The organism is Bradyrhizobium sp. Rc3b (genome assembly GCF_900114915.1).
In the GTDB taxonomy this organism is placed as follows: Bacteria; Pseudomonadota; Alphaproteobacteria; order Rhizobiales; family Xanthobacteraceae; genus Bradyrhizobium.
The window spans coordinates 48,685-67,474 of sequence record NZ_FOUS01000015.1 but is presented as its reverse complement, the minus strand read 5'-3'; the positions used below and the strand labels follow the sequence as shown (position 1 = coordinate 67,474).

Annotated in this window: 16 protein-coding genes; 11 read left to right on the top strand and 5 right to left on the bottom strand. The window is 64.8% G+C overall.

All coding sequences use genetic code 11. The features are described 5' to 3' along the window. Positions 1 to 208: 208 nt before the first annotated feature. The 3 genes from BM190_RS30655 to BM190_RS30645 all read right to left on the bottom strand — a co-directional run bounded on the left by BM190_RS30655 (position 209) and on the right by BM190_RS30645 (position 4,568). Complete coding sequence (locus tag BM190_RS30655) at positions 209 to 1,000, bottom strand: Bax inhibitor-1/YccA family protein (protein ID WP_018318880.1); 792 nt, start codon at positions 998 to 1,000, stop codon at positions 209 to 211. A 281-nt stretch (positions 1,001 to 1,281) separates the two neighbouring features. Then, entirely contained in the window at positions 1,282 to 3,852 is a 2,571-nt protein-coding gene (locus BM190_RS30650; protein WP_092261433.1) for an ABC transporter permease, read from the bottom strand. Next, on the bottom strand, positions 3,849 to 4,568 hold the full coding sequence (locus tag BM190_RS30645; protein WP_018318878.1) for an ABC transporter ATP-binding protein: 720 nt from the start codon (positions 4,566 to 4,568) through the stop codon (positions 3,849 to 3,851). Before BM190_RS30645 ends, BM190_RS30650 begins: the two co-directional genes overlap by 4 nt. Positions 4,569 to 4,623: 55 nt before the next feature. Here BM190_RS30645 and BM190_RS30640 point away from each other — a divergent pair, with 55 nt between their 5' ends. Both BM190_RS30640 and thpR read left to right on the top strand, forming a co-directional pair. After that, a complete protein-coding gene (locus tag BM190_RS30640) occupies positions 4,624 to 5,268 on the top strand; it encodes an arylesterase (RefSeq protein WP_026202087.1) in 645 nt (214 codons plus the stop codon). A gap of 174 nt (positions 5,269 to 5,442) precedes the next feature. Beyond that, on the top strand, positions 5,443 to 5,979 hold the full coding sequence (gene thpR, locus BM190_RS30635; protein ID WP_026202086.1) for an RNA 2',3'-cyclic phosphodiesterase: 537 nt from the start codon (positions 5,443 to 5,445) through the stop codon (positions 5,977 to 5,979). 19 nt (positions 5,980 to 5,998) lie between these two features. Here thpR and BM190_RS30630 read toward each other — a convergent pair whose 3' ends face one another. Together BM190_RS30630 and BM190_RS30625 are read right to left on the bottom strand one after the other, a co-directional pair. Continuing rightward, positions 5,999 to 6,403: a type II toxin-antitoxin system VapC family toxin gene (locus BM190_RS30630; RefSeq protein ID WP_092261432.1), complete on the bottom strand. Its 405-nt coding sequence runs from the start codon at positions 6,401 to 6,403 to the stop codon at positions 5,999 to 6,001. Then, a complete protein-coding gene (locus tag BM190_RS30625) occupies positions 6,403 to 6,657 on the bottom strand; it encodes a type II toxin-antitoxin system VapB family antitoxin (RefSeq protein WP_018318874.1) in 255 nt (84 codons plus the stop codon). Before BM190_RS30625 ends, BM190_RS30630 begins: the two co-directional genes overlap by 1 nt. Before the next feature lie 160 nt (positions 6,658 to 6,817). Here BM190_RS30625 and zapE point away from each other — a divergent pair, with 160 nt between their 5' ends. From zapE to lpdA, 9 genes are all read left to right on the top strand, one after another. After that, positions 6,818 to 8,002 (top strand): cell division protein ZapE, encoded by a 1,185-nt coding sequence (gene zapE, locus BM190_RS30620; protein WP_018318873.1) that lies wholly within the window; start codon positions 6,818 to 6,820, stop codon positions 8,000 to 8,002. A 182-nt stretch (positions 8,003 to 8,184) separates the two neighbouring features. Next, positions 8,185 to 9,153 carry a malate dehydrogenase gene (gene mdh / locus BM190_RS30615; RefSeq protein WP_008145224.1) on the top strand — a complete coding sequence of 323 codons (969 nt, stop codon included), beginning with the start codon at positions 8,185 to 8,187 and terminating at the stop codon, positions 9,151 to 9,153. 206 nt (positions 9,154 to 9,359) lie between these two features. Then, positions 9,360 to 10,556 (top strand): ADP-forming succinate--CoA ligase subunit beta, encoded by a 1,197-nt coding sequence (gene sucC, locus BM190_RS30610; protein ID WP_092261431.1) that lies wholly within the window; start codon positions 9,360 to 9,362, stop codon positions 10,554 to 10,556. A 4-nt stretch (positions 10,557 to 10,560) separates the two neighbouring features. Beyond that, entirely contained in the window at positions 10,561 to 11,040 is a 480-nt protein-coding gene (locus BM190_RS30605) for a DUF1579 family protein (protein WP_018318871.1), read from the top strand. A gap of 36 nt (positions 11,041 to 11,076) precedes the next feature. Beyond that, complete coding sequence (gene sucD, locus BM190_RS30600) at positions 11,077 to 11,961, top strand: succinate--CoA ligase subunit alpha (RefSeq protein ID WP_018318870.1); 885 nt, start codon at positions 11,077 to 11,079, stop codon at positions 11,959 to 11,961. Positions 11,962 to 12,098: 137 nt separating this feature from the next. Further along, on the top strand, positions 12,099 to 15,068 hold the full coding sequence (locus BM190_RS30595) for a 2-oxoglutarate dehydrogenase E1 component (RefSeq protein WP_092261430.1): 2,970 nt from the start codon (positions 12,099 to 12,101) through the stop codon (positions 15,066 to 15,068). A 177-nt stretch (positions 15,069 to 15,245) separates the two neighbouring features. Further along, the gene (odhB, locus tag BM190_RS30590; RefSeq protein ID WP_092261429.1) at positions 15,246 to 16,493 is read left to right on the top strand and encodes a 2-oxoglutarate dehydrogenase complex dihydrolipoyllysine-residue succinyltransferase; all 1,248 of its coding nucleotides are present in this window, start codon (positions 15,246 to 15,248) and stop codon (positions 16,491 to 16,493) included. Positions 16,494 to 16,557: 64 nt separating this feature from the next. Next, entirely contained in the window at positions 16,558 to 17,307 is a 750-nt protein-coding gene (locus BM190_RS30585) for an SDR family oxidoreductase (RefSeq protein ID WP_177237391.1), read from the top strand. Between the two features lie 57 nt (positions 17,308 to 17,364). Further along, positions 17,365 to 18,765: a dihydrolipoyl dehydrogenase gene (gene lpdA, locus BM190_RS30580; protein ID WP_092261427.1), complete on the top strand. Its 1,401-nt coding sequence runs from the start codon at positions 17,365 to 17,367 to the stop codon at positions 18,763 to 18,765. Positions 18,766 to 18,790: the final 25 nt, after the last annotated feature.

Below are 18,790 nucleotides of genomic sequence, written 5' to 3'. Positions count from 1 at the left end.
GCTGCGCCCGCAATGACGAGGAGGAAGAGGCGGCACTCGTGGCCTTGTAGCCCGGATGGAGGGAAGCGTAATCCGGGGCCGCCTTATCCGCGGAAAGGACTTTCCCGGATTGCGCTGCGCTCCATCCGGGCTACAAGCGCCACCGCACCCCCAAACAAAAACCCCGGCCTTTCGGCCGGGGTTCCTATCCGTTCTCTCGTCGTTGCGCTTAGTCACGTTGACCGAGGAGCTGCAGCAGCAGCGTGAACAGGTTGATGAAGTTCAGGTACAGCGACAGCGCGCCGGTGATGGCCGCACGCTCTGCGATGTCGCCGCCGGCCGAGGCGTAGCCGTAGATGTAGTCGTTCTTCAGCCGCTGGGTGTCCCAGGCGGTGAGGCCCGCGAACACCAGCACGCCGACCACCGACACGATGAACTGCAGCATCGAGCTCGCCAGGAACAGGTTCACCAGGCTCGCGATGATGATGCCGATCAGGCCCATGAACAGGAACGAGCCCATGCCGGTCAGGTCACGCTTGGTGGTGTAGCCGTAGAGGCTCAGCGCACCGAAGGTGGCCGCAGTGATGAAGAACACCCGCACGATCGAGGTGTGCGTGAACACCAGGAAGATCGACGACAGCGAGATGCCCATCAGCGCCGCGAACACCCAGAACAGGATCTGGGCGGTCGAGGGAGCGAGACGGTTGATGCCCGCCGAGATCACGAACACCATGGCGAGCGGCGCGAGCATGAACAGCCATTTCAGCGGGCTGACGAACATCGCGTAGCCGAACGGGGTCAGGAACAGCTTGCCGACGCGGACGGATTCCGCCGTCGGAACGTCGGTCACGGCAGCCATGTAGACACCGAGCGCGGCAAGGCCGGTGATGGCGAGGCCAATGCTCATGTAGTTGTAGATGCGCAGCATATAGGCGCGCAGGCCGGCATCGACCGTCGCGGCGTCAACACGCCCGGCGGCCCTGCCGAAAGGAGAAGCGTAGTTACGGTCTAGGTCCGACATGGTCGAATTCCCGTTGGTTGGTCCGGTCCGGCACGAGGGTCGCCATGCCGCCGGTTCGTCAAACTCTATCTCGGATACCGACGCCAACCGACTAAATTTTGGCTAACAATCGGGGCTCCGAACCCATTCGATATGTGGGAAACTAACACATTAGCTGCAACCTTCCACGCGCGGCTGAATGTCGCCCTTGGCGGCAATCCTGACGCGAACCTGACGGGCAGTCGTGGTTAATCGCAGAAATCGTGCGATTCTGCTCTCGTGCAGCCATCCGCTACATTTTGTCACAAATTCCGCAACACCGTGGCGGGCTTTTTGTTCAACGCCAGCAGCGTGCCCGCGAGCCCGAGTCCGACCGTGACGACGAGCGCGGCCGCGACCACGCCGGCCGCGCTGCCGGCCTGCCAGACGAAGCTCAGCGTCATCAGCCGCGTCACGATCATCCAGGCCGCGATGCTGCCGGAGATCACCCCGAACACCGCGGTCGCGAGCCCGATCAGGAGGTATTCCAGCGCATAGGCCCCGAGCAGCCGCAGCCGGGTCGCGCCCAGCGTCTTCAGGATCACCGCATCGTAGACCCGGTGGCGATGCCCGGCGGCGAGCGCGCCGCCGAGCACCAGGATCGCCGAGATCAGGGTCACGGCGCTGGCGCCGCGGATCGCCAGCGCCAGATTGGTCACGACAGAGCCGACCGTCTCCATCACCTCGCGCACGCGCACGCTCGTCACCATCGGATAGGCGTCGGCGACCTGCTTGATGATCTTGCCGTCGCCTGCCGCAGTTCCGCCCGTTTCCGTCAGCGTCGCGATGTGGGTGTGGGGGGCGCCCTTGAAGGCGTTCGGCGAGAACACGAGAACGAAGTTGATGCCCATCCCCTGCCAGTCGATGGTGCGCAGATTGCCGATTTTGGCCGGGATGTCGCGGCCGAGCACGTTGACCACGACTTGGTCGCCGAGCTTGAGGCCGAGCCCGTCGGCGATCTTCTTCTCCATCGAGACCAGCGGCGGGCCGGAATAATCGGCGCTCCACCATTCGCCCTCGACCACCTTGGAGCCTTTCGGCAGCTCGCCGGTATAGGTCAGGCCGCGGTCGCTCTGCAGCACCCATTCGGAATCGGTGGTCGGCTTGAGCTCCTCGGCGCGCACGCCGCGCGCGGCGACGATGCGCCCGCGCAGCATCGGCACGTCTTCGACCGTCGCGCCCGGCGCAATCCGGCGCAGATAACCGTCGAACTGCTCGGCCTGCGTGCTCGGGATGTCGATGAAGAAGAAGGACGGCGCGCGGTCGGGCAGGGCTGCCAGGAACTGCCGGCGCAGATTGCCGTCGATCTGGGTGATGGTGACGAGCACGGCGAGCCCGAGCCCCAGCGACAGCACCACCGAGGGCGTCAGCGCGCCCGGCCGGTGGATGTTGGCGATCGCCAGCCGCAGCATCGGCAGCCGCGTCCGCGGCAGCCGCCGCGCGATGGCCATCAGCAGGGCGGCGATGCCGCGCAGCAGGGCGAACACGACGACCGAGGAGGCCACGAACACCGCCGCGATGCGTTTGTCGAACGACAGCCCGATCACGACCGCGATCAGCAGCGCAATCACGACGCCCATGAACACGAGATAGCTCGCGCGCGGCCGATGCCATTCCGAGCTGATGGTGTCGCGGAACAGCGCGGCCACCGGCACGTCGTGGACGCGCCCGAGCGGCCACAGGCCGAAGGCGAGCGCGGTCAGGAGGCCATAAATGAAGGACAGCGCGAGCTCGTCGGCATGCACGGCCGGCACCACCGGCAGCGGCAGCAGCTTGCCGAACAGGCCGACGATCGCGAACGGCATGGCGGCACCGAGCGCAAGGCCGATGATCGAGCCGATGCCTGCGAGCAGGAGGACCTGCGCCAGATAGATGCCGAACACGTCGCGGCCGGTGGCGCCGACGGCCTTGAGGGCCGCGATCACTTCGAGCCGGCGGTCGATATGGCTCTTCACGGCATTGGCGACGCCGACCCCGCCGACCAGCAGCGCGGCAAGGCCGACCAGCGTCAGGAATTGTGTGAATCGGTTGATGTTGCGTTCGAGTTGCGGCGAGGCGTTGGAGCGGCTGCGGATCTCCCAGCCGGCCTGCGGCGCAGCGCTCCGCGCGTCCGCGATGAAGGCTTCGGTGGCGCGCTCGTTGTTCGCCGTATCGGGCAGCTTCACCCGGTAGACCCAGCGCACCAGGCTGCCGGGCTGGATCAGGCCGGTGGCGCGCAGGCCGGCCTCGCTGATCAGGAAGCGCGGTCCGAAGCCGATGCCGCCTGCGAGCTTGTCGGGCTCGGCTTCGACTGTCGAGCGGATCTGGAAGGTCGCAGCGCCAATGGTGACGCGGTCGCCGGTCTTGAGCGAGAGCCGCGCCAGCAGCGTCGGATCGGCGGCCGCGCCGAACGCGCCGTCGCGTTCCGCAAGGACGTCGGACATCGGCAGCTGTGGCGCCAGCGTCAGCTGGCCCAGCATCGGATAGGTGTCGTCGACCGCCTTCATCTCGACCAGTGCGAGCTGGCCATCGGCCGCGCGCGCCATGCCGCGCAAGGTCGCGGCGGTCGAGACCGTGCCGCGCGAGCGCAGGAAGGCGACCTCTTCAGGTTTGGCTTCGCGCTGGAACAGCACGAAGGAGACGTCGCCGCCGAGCAGCGTGCGGCCCTCGCGGGCCAAGCCGTCGGAGAGGCTCGCCGACACCGAGCCGACGCCGGCGATCGCCATCACGCCGAGCGCGATGCAGGCGATGAAGACATAGAAACCGCGCAGGCCGCCGCGCAATTCGCGCAGCGCGTAACGCAGGGACAGCGCGATGCCGTTTGGCTTCGCGAACGGCTCGGCCGAGGCGCTCATGCCGGCGCAGACTGCGTGTCGATGCGGCCCGAGCGCAGCCGGATCACGCGGTCGCAGCGATGCGCGAGCGAGGAATCGTGCGTGACCAGTACCAGGGTCATGCCGCGCTCGGCGTGCTTGCTGAACAGGAGATCGACGATCTGCTTTCCGGTGGCCTCGTCGAGATTGCCGGTCGGCTCGTCGGCGACCAGGATGGCGGGATCGGGCGCCAGCGCGCGGGCGAGTGCGACGCGCTGCTGCTCGCCGCCGGAGAGCTGGGTCGGATAATGATGCAGGCGATCGCCGAGCCCGACCGATTGCAGCTCCTGCGCCGCGCGCGTTGCGGCATCGGGATTGCCGGCGAGCTCCAGCGGCACCGCGACGTTCTCCAGCGCCGTCATGGTCGGGATCAGATGAAAGGACTGGAAGACGATGCCGACCTGGCGGCCGCGGAAGCGGGCCAGCGCGTCCTCGTCGAGGGCATTGAAAGGCGTGCCCGATACCACCACCTCTCCACTATCAGGACGCTCCAGCCCCGCCATCACCATCAGCAGCGTGGATTTGCCCGAACCTGACGGGCCGATCAGGCCGATCGTCTCGCCCGAGGCGACCCGCAGGCTGATATCCTTGAGGATGTGAACGCGTGCCGCGCCCGTGCCCAATGAGAGATTGACGTTGGAGATGGCGATGGTGTCCGCGGCAGCGGTGAGCGACGAGGGTTCGATGCGAGTGTCCATGGTCCGGTCATATGGCAACTCCGATGGCGCGGTCGAGAGGCGTTACGGATTGTTCATGCACATAGCCGTGTTGATGCTCGGTTTGATGACGATCGCGACAACGCCGTCGTTGCAGGCCCAGCCGGCGGCCAAACCGATCAAGCTCGTGGTCCTCGGCGATTCCTTGAGTGCGGGCCTCGGCCTCTCGGCCCAGGATTCGTTCCCGGCCAAACTCAAAAAATCCTTGCAGGACAAAGGTATAGAGGTCGACATGACCAACGCCGGCGTGTCCGGCGACACCTCTTCGGGCGGCCGTGACCGGCTCGACTGGTCGGTCCCCGACGGAACCGACGGCGTCATCGTCGAGCTCGGCGCCAACGATGCCCTGCGCGGCGTCGATCCCGATTTGACGCGCGCCGCGCTCACCGACATCGTCCAGCGGCTGAAGGCGCGCAAGATTGCGGTGATGCTGTGCGGCATGCTGGCGCCGCCGAATTACGGCGCCGACTATGCCGCGCGCTTCAATTCGATTTATCCGGATCTGGCGAAGAAATTCGACGTGCCGCTTTATCCGTTCTTTCTCGAGGGCGTTGCGGCCGACGCCAAGCTCAACCAGGCCGACGGCATTCATCCGACTGCGGCCGGCGTCGACATCATCGTCGGCAACATCATGCCCACCGTGGAGGCATTCCTTGGCACCATCGCTGAGCAACGGCGTTGAAAAGCGGGCAGCGCCAACCGTCATACCCAGGGTTTTACCGGGGTGAGGCGCGCGATGCTTCGCAGAGTCACACAACTGCGATAGGAATCAGGGTACCGGTGATTCGTCACCGGCTCTAAAATTTGGATATGGTCTGTCCCACGGATCATGCCCAAGCATCGGGAGTGCGAAACGATGCCGCGTTTGTTCACTGGTCTGGAAATCCCGGCCGAAGTCAGCCAGACGCTTTCCAATTTGCGGGGTGGCCTTCCCGGCGCCCGCTGGATCGATCCCGAAAATTATCACGTCACCCTGCGCTTCATCGGCGATATCGACGGCCTGTCCGCCAACGAGATCGCATCGATGCTGTTTCGCGTCGACCGCAAGCCCTTCGAGGTGAAGGTGCAGGGGCTGACGAGTTTTGGCGGCCGCAAGCCGAGAGCGGTCGTTGCGACGATCGCACCGAGCAGGCCGCTGATGGAATTGCAGGCCGAGCTCGAGCGCATGATGCAGCGGATCGGTCTCAACCCTGAAGGCCGCAAGTTCATCCCGCATGTCACGCTCGCCCGGCTGCACGATGCCTCCGATCGCGACGTCGCCGACTATCTCTCGCTGCGTGGCTACTTCCCGAGCAAGGCGTTCATGGCGGAGCGGTTTGTGCTGTTCTCGTCGCGCGCCTCCACTGGCGGCGGGCCGTATGTGGTCGAGGACGCCTACGAGCTGTGTGAGTAGGCTCCCAAACTCGGCGGCGTTACCGCAGCGGCGCAGCGCCTGCTCGACTGATATCGGTCTTTGCGAAGTCTTCGCCTTTGAACAGCAAAGGTTCGCCGCGAGTCATAGCCAGCGCGTAAGAGAAGCAATCACCGTAGTTGAGCGACGCGGCGTGACGCCCCTTGCCGTAGCGCCGCCAGACGCGCCGTGCGGCATCGACTTGCACGGCATCGACCGCAACGATCTCTGCACCGAGCTTGACGAGCCAGAGATCGAACTCACGCCCGCCTGCGTCGCCCAGCCGGGTTTCGATCACCATCGTTGCTTCAAGCACTGTGGCTGCAGAGATCAGGCGGATCGGATCATCCACAATCAGTCGCTCAATATCGGCTGCATCGTCTTCGTTGAGCGCGATTGCCACGATCGCCGATGTGTCCATCACCATCAGCGTGGCAATCCATGCTCGTCGTATCCGAGAATTTCCTCGGGCGTGCGGTCGTCCACGACGCGCATTTCGCTCCAGCGACGCCTGATCTCCGCCATGTCTTCCAGTAGCGCGTCTTTGCGCGTTTGACCCCCGAGCCGACGCAGCCGCTCCTCGATGGCGCGCTTGGTCGCGGTCGTGATGTTCTCGCCAGTCAGTTGCGCGAGACTCCGTGCCAACCGCTCGGTTTCGGGGTCCTTGATGCTCAGGGCCATATGAGGATCCTTAGTTCCTAAATAGGTATATTCTACCTAAACGGGGCGTAGTAGGCTAGGAGGGCGTCCACGGTCGGCGATCTCCTCTGAAAATCAAGCGCATAAGCCGTTGCGCCAATACGCGGTTGCAATTTCCGCCGGTCTCTGGCGGTAAAGGGCCATGCTCTCGACCCCCAGTTCCCCCTTCAGCGAAGCCTATCAGGCCCAGATCGCCTCCGGCGCGATCGAGCCCGATGCTGCGCAAGCCGAGGTCGCCGAAGCCTATGCCGCGCTCGACCTGCGGCTCGCGGACTACAAGCCGCAGCGCAAGCAGGGCCTGCTTGCCCGCCTGTTCAGCAGTGACAAGGACGAGGCGCCGCGCGGGCTCTACATCCATGGCGAGGTCGGCCGCGGCAAGACCATGCTGATGGATCTGTTCTTCCAGCACGCCTCGGTCGAGCACAAGCGGCGGGCGCATTTCCACGAATTCATGGCCGACGTGCATGAGCGCATCTACGATTATCGCCAGAGCATCGCGCGCGGCGAGATCGCCGATAGCGACGTCATCGCGCTGACCGCGAACGCGATCTTCGAGGAGAGCTGGCTGCTCTGCTTCGACGAATTCCACGTCACCGACATCGCGGATGCGATGATCCTCGGACGCCTGTTCGCCAAATTGTTCGAGCTCGGCACCGTCGTGGTCGCGACCTCCAACGTCGCGCCTGATGATCTCTACAAGGGCGGCTTGAACCGGTCGCTGTTCCTGCCCTTCATCAAGCAGATCACCGATCACATGGACGTCGCGCGGCTCGATGCGCGCACCGACTTCCGGTTGGAAAAACTTCAGGGCGTGCCGATGTGGCTGACGCCGGCGGACGCTGATGCGGACGCGGCGCTCGACCGCGCCTGGTCGCGGATGTCGGGCAGCGCCAAATGCAAGTCGCGCGATATTTCGATCAAGGGCCGCATCCTGCACGTGCCGTGTTCGGCCCATGGCGTGGCGCGGTTCTCGTTTGCCGATCTCTGCGAGAAGCCGCTGGGGGCATCGGACTACCTCAGGCTCGCGCACGACTATCACACCATCCTGGTCGACCATATTCCAGTGATGGACCAGTCCCAGCGCAACGCCGCCAAGCGCTTCATCACGCTGATCGACGCGCTCTATGACAATGCCGTGAAGCTGATGGCCTCGGCCGATGCCAACCCGATCTCGCTCTACCTGGCCCATGAGGGCGTTGAGGCCATGGAGTTTAAGCGGACGGCGTCGCGCCTGATCGAGATGAGCTCGGAATCCTATCTGGCGCTGGCTCACGGCCGCAAGGATTCCACCGCAAGCGGCTCCACCAAGGGGCTGGTGGAGACTTAAGTCCTATTTGCCAGCGCTGTCATTCCGGGCTCGCGCTTCGCGCGCCCCGGAATGACGGACCTGTATGGCTGCTATTGCGCCAAGCCCGACAATTGGGCATCCGGCGACTTGAACGGGGGAGGCGAAAGGGATAACCACCCTCTCAGTTTTCCCCACCTTACGTGTCTAAAGGACAGGCTCACATGGCGCGCGACAAGATTGCTTTGATTGGCTCCGGTCAGATCGGCGGAACGCTGGCTCATCTCATCGGCCTGAAAGAGCTGGGCGACGTGGTGATGTTCGACATCGCCGAAGGCGTGCCGCAGGGCAAGGCGCTCGACATCGCGCAGTCCTCGCCGGTCGACGGTTTTGACGCCCACTACACCGGCGCGAACTCCTACGAGGCGCTCGACAACGCCAAGGTCTGCATCGTCACCGCCGGCGTGCCGCGCAAGCCCGGCATGAGCCGCGACGATCTTCTCTCCATCAACCTCAAGGTCATGGAGCAGGTCGGCGCTGGCATCAAGAAGTACGCCCCCGACGCCTTCGTCATCTGCATCACCAACCCGCTCGACGCGATGGTCTGGGCGCTGCAGAAGGCCTCGGGCCTGCCGCACAAGAAGGTCGTCGGCATGGCCGGCGTGCTGGATTCGGCCCGCTTCCGCTACTTCCTGGCCGACGAGTTCAACGTCTCGGTCGAGGACGTCACCGCCTTCGTGCTCGGTGGCCATGGCGACACCATGGTGCCGCTGGTGAAGTACTCCACCGTCGCCGGCATTCCGCTGCCCGACCTCGTCAAGATGGGCTGGACCTCGCAGGCGCGTCTTGACGAGATCGTCGACCGCACCCGCAACGGCGGCGCCGAGATCGTCAACCTGCTCAAGACCGGCTCGGCCTTCTATGCGCCTGCCGCGTCCGCGATCGCGATGGCCGAGAGCTATCTGCGTGACAAGAAGCGCGTGCTGCCCTCGGCTGCGTACCTGAACGGCGAATACGGCGTGAAGGACATGTATGTCGGCGTGCCCGTCGTGATCGGCTCCAAGGGCGTCGAGCGCGTCGTCGAGATCGAGCTCGCCGGCAAGGACCGCGAGGCCTTCGACAAGTCGGTCGGCGCGGTGCAGGGCCTGGTCGATGCCTGCAAGAAGATCGCCCCCGATCTTCTCGGCCGCTAAGAGCCAACACTTCCCGCCGAAGCCCGAAAACCGGTCTTCGGCGGTTTCATTTCCGGGGCCCGGCTGTCGGGACAGGTTCCGGGTCAGCAGTCCAAGAGATCGATGTCAAAGAATCCGGGTTGCAGTTCCTGTGGTATATGGTATGCCAGCCACAAGACTGAGGTGGGCCCTAGAGGTCACCGCCCGCGGGTTCAGGGAGCGACCATATGAATATCCATGAATATCAGGCCAAAGCGCTGCTGGGTGAGTTCGGCGTGCCGATCTCCAAGGGCGTGCCGGTGCTCAAGGCCACTGACGCGGAAGCCGCCGCCAAGGCGCTGCCCGGTCCGGTCTATGTGGTGAAGAGCCAGATCCACGCCGGTGGCCGCGGCAAGGGCAAGTTCAAGGAAGCCTCGGCCGGCGACAAGGGCGGCGTCCGCATCGCCAAGTCGGCCGCCGAGGTCACCGAGTTCGCCAAGCAGATGCTCGGCGCCACGCTGGTGACGATCCAGACCGGCCCCGCCGGCAAGCAGGTCAACCGCCTCTACATCGAGGACGGCTCCGACATCGACAAGGAATTCTACCTCTCGCTCCTGGTCGACCGCGAGACCTCGCGCGTCTCGTTCGTCGTCTCGACCGAGGGTGGCGTCAACATCGAGGACGTCGCGCACAACAATCCTGAGAAGATCGTGACCTTCTCGGTCGATCCCGCCACCGGCATCATGGGCCATCACGGCCGCACGGTTGCGAATGCGCTGAAGCTGTCCGGCGATCTCGCCAAGCAGGCCGAGAAGCTCACCGCACAGCTCTACGCGGCCTTCGTCGGCAAGGATATGGCCATGCTGGAGATCAACCCGCTGGTCGTGACCAAGCAGGGCCAGCTCCGCGTGCTCGACGCCAAGGTGTCGTTCGACGACAACGCGCTGTTCCGTCACCCCGAAGTGCTCGCGCTGCGCGACGAGACCGAGGAAGACGCCAAGGAAATCGAGGCGTCCAAGTACGACCTCAACTACGTCACCCTCGACGGCAACATCGGCTGCATGGTCAACGGCGCCGGTCTCGCCATGGCGACGATGGACATCATCAAGCTCTACGGCATGTCGCCGGCCAACTTCCTCGACGTCGGCGGCAGTGCCAGCAAGGAGAAGGTCGCGGCCGCCTTCAAGATCATCACCGCTGATCCCAATGTGAAGGGCATCCTGGTCAACATCTTCGGCGGCATCATGAAGTGCGACGTGATCGCCGAGGGCGTTACGGCTGCGGTTCGTGAAGTCGGCCTCAGCGTGCCGCTGGTGGTCCGCCTCGAAGGCACCAATGTCGAGCTCGGCAAGAAGATCATCCGAGAGTCCGGCCTGAACGTGGTGCCGGCCGACAATCTCGACGACGCCGCGCAGAAGATCGTGAAGGCCGTCAAGGGAGGCTAAGGCCATGGCCCAGGACCATCTCGCCGCATCATCTCCGCTTCCCGAGCACGCGCGTCTTGCCGCGTTCGCCGGCGAATGGAATGGCGAAGAGGTGGTCTTCCCGTCGCGCTGGACGGCGGGCGGCCCGGCAACTTCGCACGTCGTCGCGCGCATGGACCTCAATGGATTCTATCTGATCCAGGACGCGGTGCAGATGCGCGACGGCAAGCAGATCTTCGCCACCCACGGCATCTTCACCTACGACCGCGACGACCGGACCTACAAACTGTTCTGGTACGACTCGCTCGGCTACACGCCGCCTTCGCCCGCTTCCGGCGGGTGGGTCGGCAATACCCTGACGCTGGTGCGCGGCTCGCTCCGCGGCAATGCGCGCCACGTCTACGAAATTATCAACGAGGATTCCTACTCGTTGAAGATCCAGTTCTCGCCGGACGCGGAAGGCTGGGCCGACGTGCTCACTGGCGTCTACCGCCGCATCCACTGACCCTCTCACTCTGTTAGTTTCGCGAAAGCAGACCTCATGTCCATCCTGATCGACAAGAACACCAAGGTCATCTGCCAGGGCTTCACCGGCAAGAACGGCACCTTCCACTCGGAGGCCGCGATTGCCTACGGCACCAAGATGGTCGGCGGCACCTCGCCGGGCAAAGGCGGCGCGACGCATCTGGGCCTGCCGGTGTTCGACACCGTGCGCGATGCGCGTGAGAAGACCGGCGCCGATGCATCGGTGATCTACGTGCCGCCGCCGGGCGCGGCCGATGCGATCTGCGAAGCCATCGACGCCGAGATCCCGCTGATCGTCTGCATCACCGAGGGCATTCCGGTTGTCGACATGGTCCGCGTGAAGCGTTCGCTGGCCGGCTCCAAGTCGCGCCTGATCGGGCCGAACTGCCCGGGCGTCATGACCGCCGGCGAGTGCAAGATCGGCATCATGCCCGCCAACATCTTCAAGACCGGCTCGGTCGGCATCGTCTCCCGCTCGGGCACGCTGACCTATGAAGCCGTGTTCCAGACCTCCCAGGAAGGCCTCGGCCAGACCACCGCGGTCGGCATCGGCGGCGACCCGGTCAAGGGAACCGAGTTCATCGACGTCCTCGAAATGCTCCTGGCCGACCCCAAGACCGAGTCGATCATCATGATCGGCGAGATCGGCGGTTCCGCCGAGGAGGACGCTGCCCAGTTCCTCAAGGACGAGGCCAAGCGCGGCCGCAAGAAGCCGATGGTCGGCTTCATCGCCGGCGTCACCGCTCCTCCCGGCCGCCGCATGGGCCATGCCGGCGCGATCATCTCGGGCGGCAAGGGCGACGCCGGTTCCAAGACCGAAGCGATGAAATCGGCAGGAATTACAGTGTCCCCATCGCCCGCCCGCCTCGGCCATACGCTTGCCGAAAAGTTGAAGGGCTGATTCACTTCTTCGTGCTTTTCCGGGCGAAGTTTCGCAGCAAATAAGGTAAAGGGTGCCTGTCGCGCCGAGCCTCTGCCGGGGAGCTCGGTGCCAGCGCCGTTTATTATGCGCGAACCGAAATCGCCAGGAACTCCAGTATGTCTCGCCAGGACGCGAACGCAGCCTTTGCCCTGTCATCCTTTTTGCAGGGCACCAACGCCACCTACATCGACGAAATCTACGCCCGCTACGAGAAGGACCCGTCCTCGGTCGACGCCGAGTGGCAGGAGTTCTTCAAGAGCCTGAACGACCAGCCTTCCGACGTCCGGAAGAATGCCGAAGGGCCGTCCTGGGAGCGCGACCACTGGCCGCTGACCCCGCAGGATGACCTCACCTCCGCCCTCGACGGCAACTGGGCCGAGGTCGAGAAGGCGGTCGGTGCCAAGATCGCCGCCAAGGCGCAGGCCAAGGGGGGTGACAAGGGCGCCGGCCTCTCCTCCGCCGATCTGCTCCAGGCGACGCGCGACTCCGTCCGCGCCCTGATGCTGATCCGCTCCTACCGCATGCGCGGTCACTTCCATGCCAAGCTCGATCCGCTCGGCATCGAAGCCCAGCGCAACCGCGAAGAGCTCGATCCGCGTACCTACGGCTTCAGCGAAGCTGATTTCGACCGCAAGATCTTCCTCGATCACGTGCTCGGTCTCGAATACGGCAGCTTGCGCGAAATCACCGCGATCTGCGAGCGCACCTACTGCCAGACGCTCGGCGTCGAGTTCATGCATATCAGCAATGCCGCGCAGAAGGCCTGGATCCAGGAGCGCATCGAGGGTCCGGACAAGGAGATCTCGTTCACCCGCGAAGGTCGCCGCGCCATCCTGATGAAGCTGGTCGAGGCCGAGGGCTTCGAGAAATTCTGCGACACCAAGTTCACTGGCACCAAGCGCTTCGGTCTCGACGGCGCTGAATCGCTGATCCCGGCGCTCGAGCAGATCATCAAGCGCGGCGGCAATCTCGGCGTGAAGGAGATCGTGCTGGGCATGCCGCATCGCGGCCGCCTCAACGTGCTGACGCAGGTGATGGGCAAGGCGCACCGCGCCCTGTTCCACGAGTTCAAAGGCGGCTCGGCCAACCCCGACGCGGTCGAAGGCTCCGGCGACGTCAAATATCACCTCGGCGCGTCCTCGGACCGCGAGTTCGACGGCAACCGCATCCATCTGTCGCTGACCGCCAACCCCTCGCATCTCGAGATCGTCGATCCCGTCGTGCTCGGCAAGGTCCGCGCCAAGCAGGACCAGCACGGCGATCCGCCCGACATGCGCATCTCGGTGATGCCGCTCTTGATGCACGGCGACGCCGCGTTCGCCGGCCAGGGCGTGGTGGCCGAGTGCTTCGGCCTGTCCGACCTGAAGGGCTACCGCACCGGTGGCTCCGTGCACTTCATCGTCAACAACCAGATCGGCTTCACCACCTATCCGCGCTACTCGCGCTCCTCGCCCTATCCGTCGGATGTGGCGAAGATGATCGACGCGCCGATCTTCCACGTGAACGGCGACGATCCGGAAGCCGTGGTGTTCGCGGCCAAGGTCGCGATCGAATTCCGGCAGAAATTCCATAAGCCCGTCGTCATCGACATGTGGTGCTATCGCCGCTACGGCCACAATGAGGGTGACGAGCCGGCATTCACTCAGCCGGTGATGTACAAGCGGATCGCGGCCCATGCCTCGACCCTCACCCTCTACTCCAAGCGCCTGATTGCCGAAGGCGTGGTCACCGAGGGTGAAGTCGACAAGCTGAAAGCCGACTGGCGCGCGCGGCTCGACGCCGAGTTCGAGGCCGGCACCTCCTACAAGCCGAACAAGGCCGACTGGCTCGACGGCAAGTGGTCCGGCTTCAAGATCGCCGATCAGGAAGAGGATGCGCGGCGCGGCGTCACCGGCGTTGATCTGCCTGTTCTCAAGGACATCGGCCGCAAGATCACCAAGGTGCCGGATGGTTTCCGCGTCCACCGCACCATCCAGCGCTTCCTGGAAAATCGCGCCAAGGCGATCGACGGCAACGCGGGCATCGACTGGGCGACCGGCGAGGCGCTGGCGTTCTGTACGCTGCTCCAGGAAAACCACCACGTCCGCCTGTCCGGACAGGATTCGGAGCGCGGCACCTTCTCGCAGCGCCACTCGGTCCTGATCGACCAGGAGGATGAGAGCCGCTACACGCCGTTCAACCATCTCGGCCACGAGCAGGGCCATTACGAGGTCATCAACTCGCTGCTGTCGGAAGAAGCCGTGCTCGGCTTCGAATACGGCTACTCGCTCGCCGAGCCGAACACGCTGACCCTCTGGGAAGCCCAGTTCGGCGACTTCGCCAACGGCGCGCAGGTCGTGTTCGACCAGTTCATCTCCTCGGGCGAGCGCAAATGGCTGCGCATGTCCGGCCTCGTCTGCCTGCTGCCGCACGGCTATGAGGGTCAGGGACCGGAGCACTCCTCGGCGCGCCTCGAGCGTTACCTGCAGATGTGCGCCGAAGACAACATGCAGGTGGTCTATCCGACCACGCCGGCGAACTACTTCCACGTGCTGCGTCGCCAGCTTCATCGCGAGATCCGCAAGCCGCTGATCGTGATGACGCCCAAGTCGCTGCTGCGTCACAAGCGGGCAGTGTCGCGCATCGAGGAACTGGCGAAGGACACGACCTTCCACCGCATCCTCTATGATGACGCCCAGATGCTGCCGAACGAAGCCGTCAAGCTCGTGCCGGACGAGAAGGTCCGCCGCATCGTGCTGTGCTCCGGCAAGGTCTATTACGACCTCTACGAGGAGCGCGAGAAGCGCGGCATCGACGACATCTATCTGATGCGCGTCGAGCAGCTCTATCCGGTGCCGCTGAAGGCGCTGGTGGCCGAGCTGTCGCGCTTCAAGAAGGCCGAAGTGGTGTGGTGCCAGGAAGAGCCCCGCAACATGGGTGCCTGGCACTTCATCGAGCCCTATCTGGAATGGGTGCTGAACCAGGTGAACGGCGCGAGCCGGCGTCCGCGTTATGTCGGCCGCGCCGCTTCCGCCGCGACCGCTACTGGTCTGATGTCCAAGCATCAGGCACAGCTGAAGGCGTTCCTGGACGAAGCACTGAGCTGAACTTTTTAAACTGCGTCATGCCCCGCCTCGTGCGCAACCAGCGCACCGGGGCGGGGCATCCGGTACGTCGCGATGTCCGTGCAGTGTACGAACGTCCGGCTTGCCGGATGGCTTGCTTTTCGCGGGCCATTGACGACCGACTTATGACCGCACCGGCGATCCCTTAAGGAAAAGACCATGACTGAAATTCGTGTGCCGACGCTCGGCGAATCCGTCACCGAGGCCACCATCGGCCGCTGGTTCAAGAAGGCCGGCGACCCCGTCGCCGTCGACGAGCCCTTGGTAGAGCTCGAGACCGACAAGGTCACCATCGAGGTCCCGGCGCCCTCCGCCGGCACGCTGAGCGAGATCATCGCGGCCGATGGCGCGACCGTCGCGGTCGGCGCGCTGCTCGGACAGATCACGGAAGGCGCCGCAGGCGCCGCCAAGCCCGCCGCCGCACCCGCCAAGCCCGCCGCTGCCGCTCCTGCCGGCGCCGCTGCTTCCGCGCCGGCGCCTAGCGCGCCGAAGGCGCCGCCGGCCGACGCGCCGCTCGCCCCCTCCGTGCGCAAGCTCTCGGCCGAGACCGGCGTCGATGCCTCTACCGTTCCGGGCTCCGGCAAGGACGGCCGCGTCACCAAGGGCGACATGCTCGCCGCGATCGAGCGTGCGGCCTCGGCGCCCACCCCGGTGAACCAGCCCGCCGCCGCCGTGCAGGTGCGTGCGCCGTCACCGGCAGACGATGCTGCCCGCGAAGAGCGCGTCAAGATGACCCGCCTGCGCCAGACCATCGCGCGCCGCCTCAAGGACGTGCAGAACACCGCGGCGATGCTGACGACCTTCAACGAGGTCGACATGACCAACGTGATGGCGCTGCGTGCCCACTACAAGGATGCGTTCGAGAAGAAGCACGGCTCCAAGCTCGGCTTCATGGGCTTCTTCACCAAGGCCGTCGTGCAGGCGCTGAAGGATATCCCGGCGGTCAACGCCGAGATCGACGGCACCGATTTGATCTACAAGAACTACTACCACATCGGCGTCGCCGTCGGCACCGACAAGGGTCTCGTCGTGCCCGTGGTGCGCGACTGCGACCACAAGTCGATCGCCGACATCGAGAAGGGCATCGCCGATTTCGGCCGCCGCGCCCGCGACGGCCAGCTCAAGATCGACGAGATGCAGGGCGGCACCTTCACCATCACCAATGGCGGCATCTACGGCTCGCTGATGTCGACCCCGATCCTGAACGCGCCGCAATCCGGCATCCTCGGAATGCACAAGATCCAGGAGCGGCCGATGGTCGTCGGCGGCAAGATCGAGGTCCGCCCGATGATGTATCTGGCGCTGTCCTATGATCACCGCGTCATCGACGGCAAGGAAGCCGTCACCTTCCTGGTTCGCGTCAAGGAGAGCCTGGAAGATCCGGCGCGCCTAGTGCTCGATCTCTGATCCCTGATGCTCTGCGAGCGCCGTCGCCATTGGCGGCGGCGCATGTCGAACCATGGAGGCGCGCATGACCGATAAAGTCGTTGTCATCACCGGCGGCAGCCGCGGCATCGGGCGGGCGACCGCGATCGCGGCGGCCGCGCGCGGCTTCCGCGTCGTGGTCGGCTATGCCAGCAACAAGAAGGCCGCCGACGAGGTGGTCGCGCAGATCGAGGCCAGCAACGGCAAGGCGATCGCGGTGAAATGCGATGTCGCCGAGGAAGGCGACATCCTCGAGCTGTTCAAGGCGGCCGACAAGTTCGGCACGTTAGGGGCGCTCGTCAACAATGGCGGCATCGTCGGCCAGAGCGGCGTGCGGGTCGACGAGATGTCGGCCGAGCGCATCCAGCGCGTGCTCGCGGTCAACGTCACCGGCTCCATTCTCTGCGCGCGCGAGGCCGTGAAGCGGATGTCCACCAAGCACGGCGGCAAGGGTGGCGTCATCGTCAACCTGTCTTCGGTCGCGGCGCGTCTCGGCGCGCCCAACACCTATGTCGACTATGCCGCGTCCAAGGGCGCGATCGATTCCTTCACCACCGGCCTCGGCTATGAGGTCGCGGGAGAAGGCATTCGTGTCGCGGGCATCCGGCCGGGCCTGATCGATACGGAAATTCACGCCGCCGGCGGCGAGCCCGACCGCGCCCATCGTCTGGCCCATATGGTGCCGATGAAGCGCGTCGGCACCGCCGATGAAATCGCCGATGCCATCGTCTGGCTGATGTCGGACGAGGCTTCCTACATCACCGCAGCAACTCTCGATGTGTCCGGCGGACGCTGACGCGCCGCGCGGACGCTGACACATCCCCATCACGCTAAACCTACGGGACTTTCTCTCATGGCTACCTACGATCTCGTCGTCATCGGCACCGGACCGGGCGGTTATGTCTGCGCGGTGCGCGCAGCCCAGCTCGGCATGAAAGTCGCCGTGGTCGAAAAGAACGCAACCCTCGGCGGCACCTGCCTCAATGTCGGCTGCATGCCGTCGAAGGCGCTGCTGCACGCGTCCGAGATGTTCGAGGAAGCCGGGCACTCCTTCGCCAAGATGGGCGTGTCGGTGTCCTCGCCGAAGCTCGATCTTCCCGCGATGATGAACTTCAAGCAGCAGGGCATCGACGGCAACGTCAAGGGCGTCGAGTTCCTGATGAAGAAGAACAAGATCGACGTGCTCAAGGGCACCGGCAAGATTTTGGGGACCGGCAAGGTCGCGGTCTCCGCCGACGGCAAGTCGCAGACGATCGAAACGAAGAACATCGTGATCGCGACCGGTTCGGACATCGCGCGCCTCAAGGGTATCGAGATCGACGAGAAGCGCATCGTGTCCTCGACCGGCGCGTTGTCGCTCGACAAGGTGCCCGGCAAGCTCTTGATCGTCGGCGCCGGCGTGATCGGCCTCGAGCTCGGCTCGGTCTGGCATCGTCTCGGTGCCGAAGTCGTCGTCGTCGAATTCCTCGATCGCATCCTGCCCGGCATGGACGGCGAGATCGCCAAGCAATTCCAGCGCATCCTGGAAAAGCAGGGCTTTGCGTTCAAGCTTGGCGCCAAGGTCACCGCCGTCGACAATTCAGGCAAGACGCTGAAGGCGACGATCGAGCCCGCCGCCGGCGGTGCCGCCGAGACGCTGGAAGCCGACGTCGTTCTGGTCTGCATCGGCCGCGTGCCCTACACCGACGCGCTTGGCCTGAAGGAGGCCGGCGTCGCGCTGGACAATCGCGGCCGCGTCCAGATCGATCCGCATTTCGCCACCAGCCTGAAGGGCGTCTATGCCATCGGCGACGTCGTCGCTGGGCCCATGCTCGCTCACAAGGCCGAGGACGAAGGCGTGGCGGTGGCCGAGATCATCGCCGGCCAGTCCGGCCACGTGAACTACGACGTGATCCCAGGCGTCGTGTATACCACCCCGGAAGTGTCCTGCGTCGGCAAGACCGAGGAGGAGCTGAAGCAGGCGGGCACAGCTTACACTGTCGGGAAGTTTCCCTTTACCGCCAACGGCCGCTCCAAGGTCAACCAGACCACTGACGGCTTTGTGAAGATTCTCGCAGATGCGAAGACCGATCGCGTGCTTGGCGTACACATTATCGGCCGCGAGGCCGGCGAAATGATCCATGAAGCGTGCGTTCTCATGGAATTCGGCGGCAGTGCGGAAGATCTCGCGCGCACCTGCCACGCGCATCCGACCCGCTCGGAGGCGATCAAGGAAGCCGCGCTTGCAGTCGGCAAGCGAGCCATCCATATGTAGCAACGCGCCCAGCGCCAAATCGGGC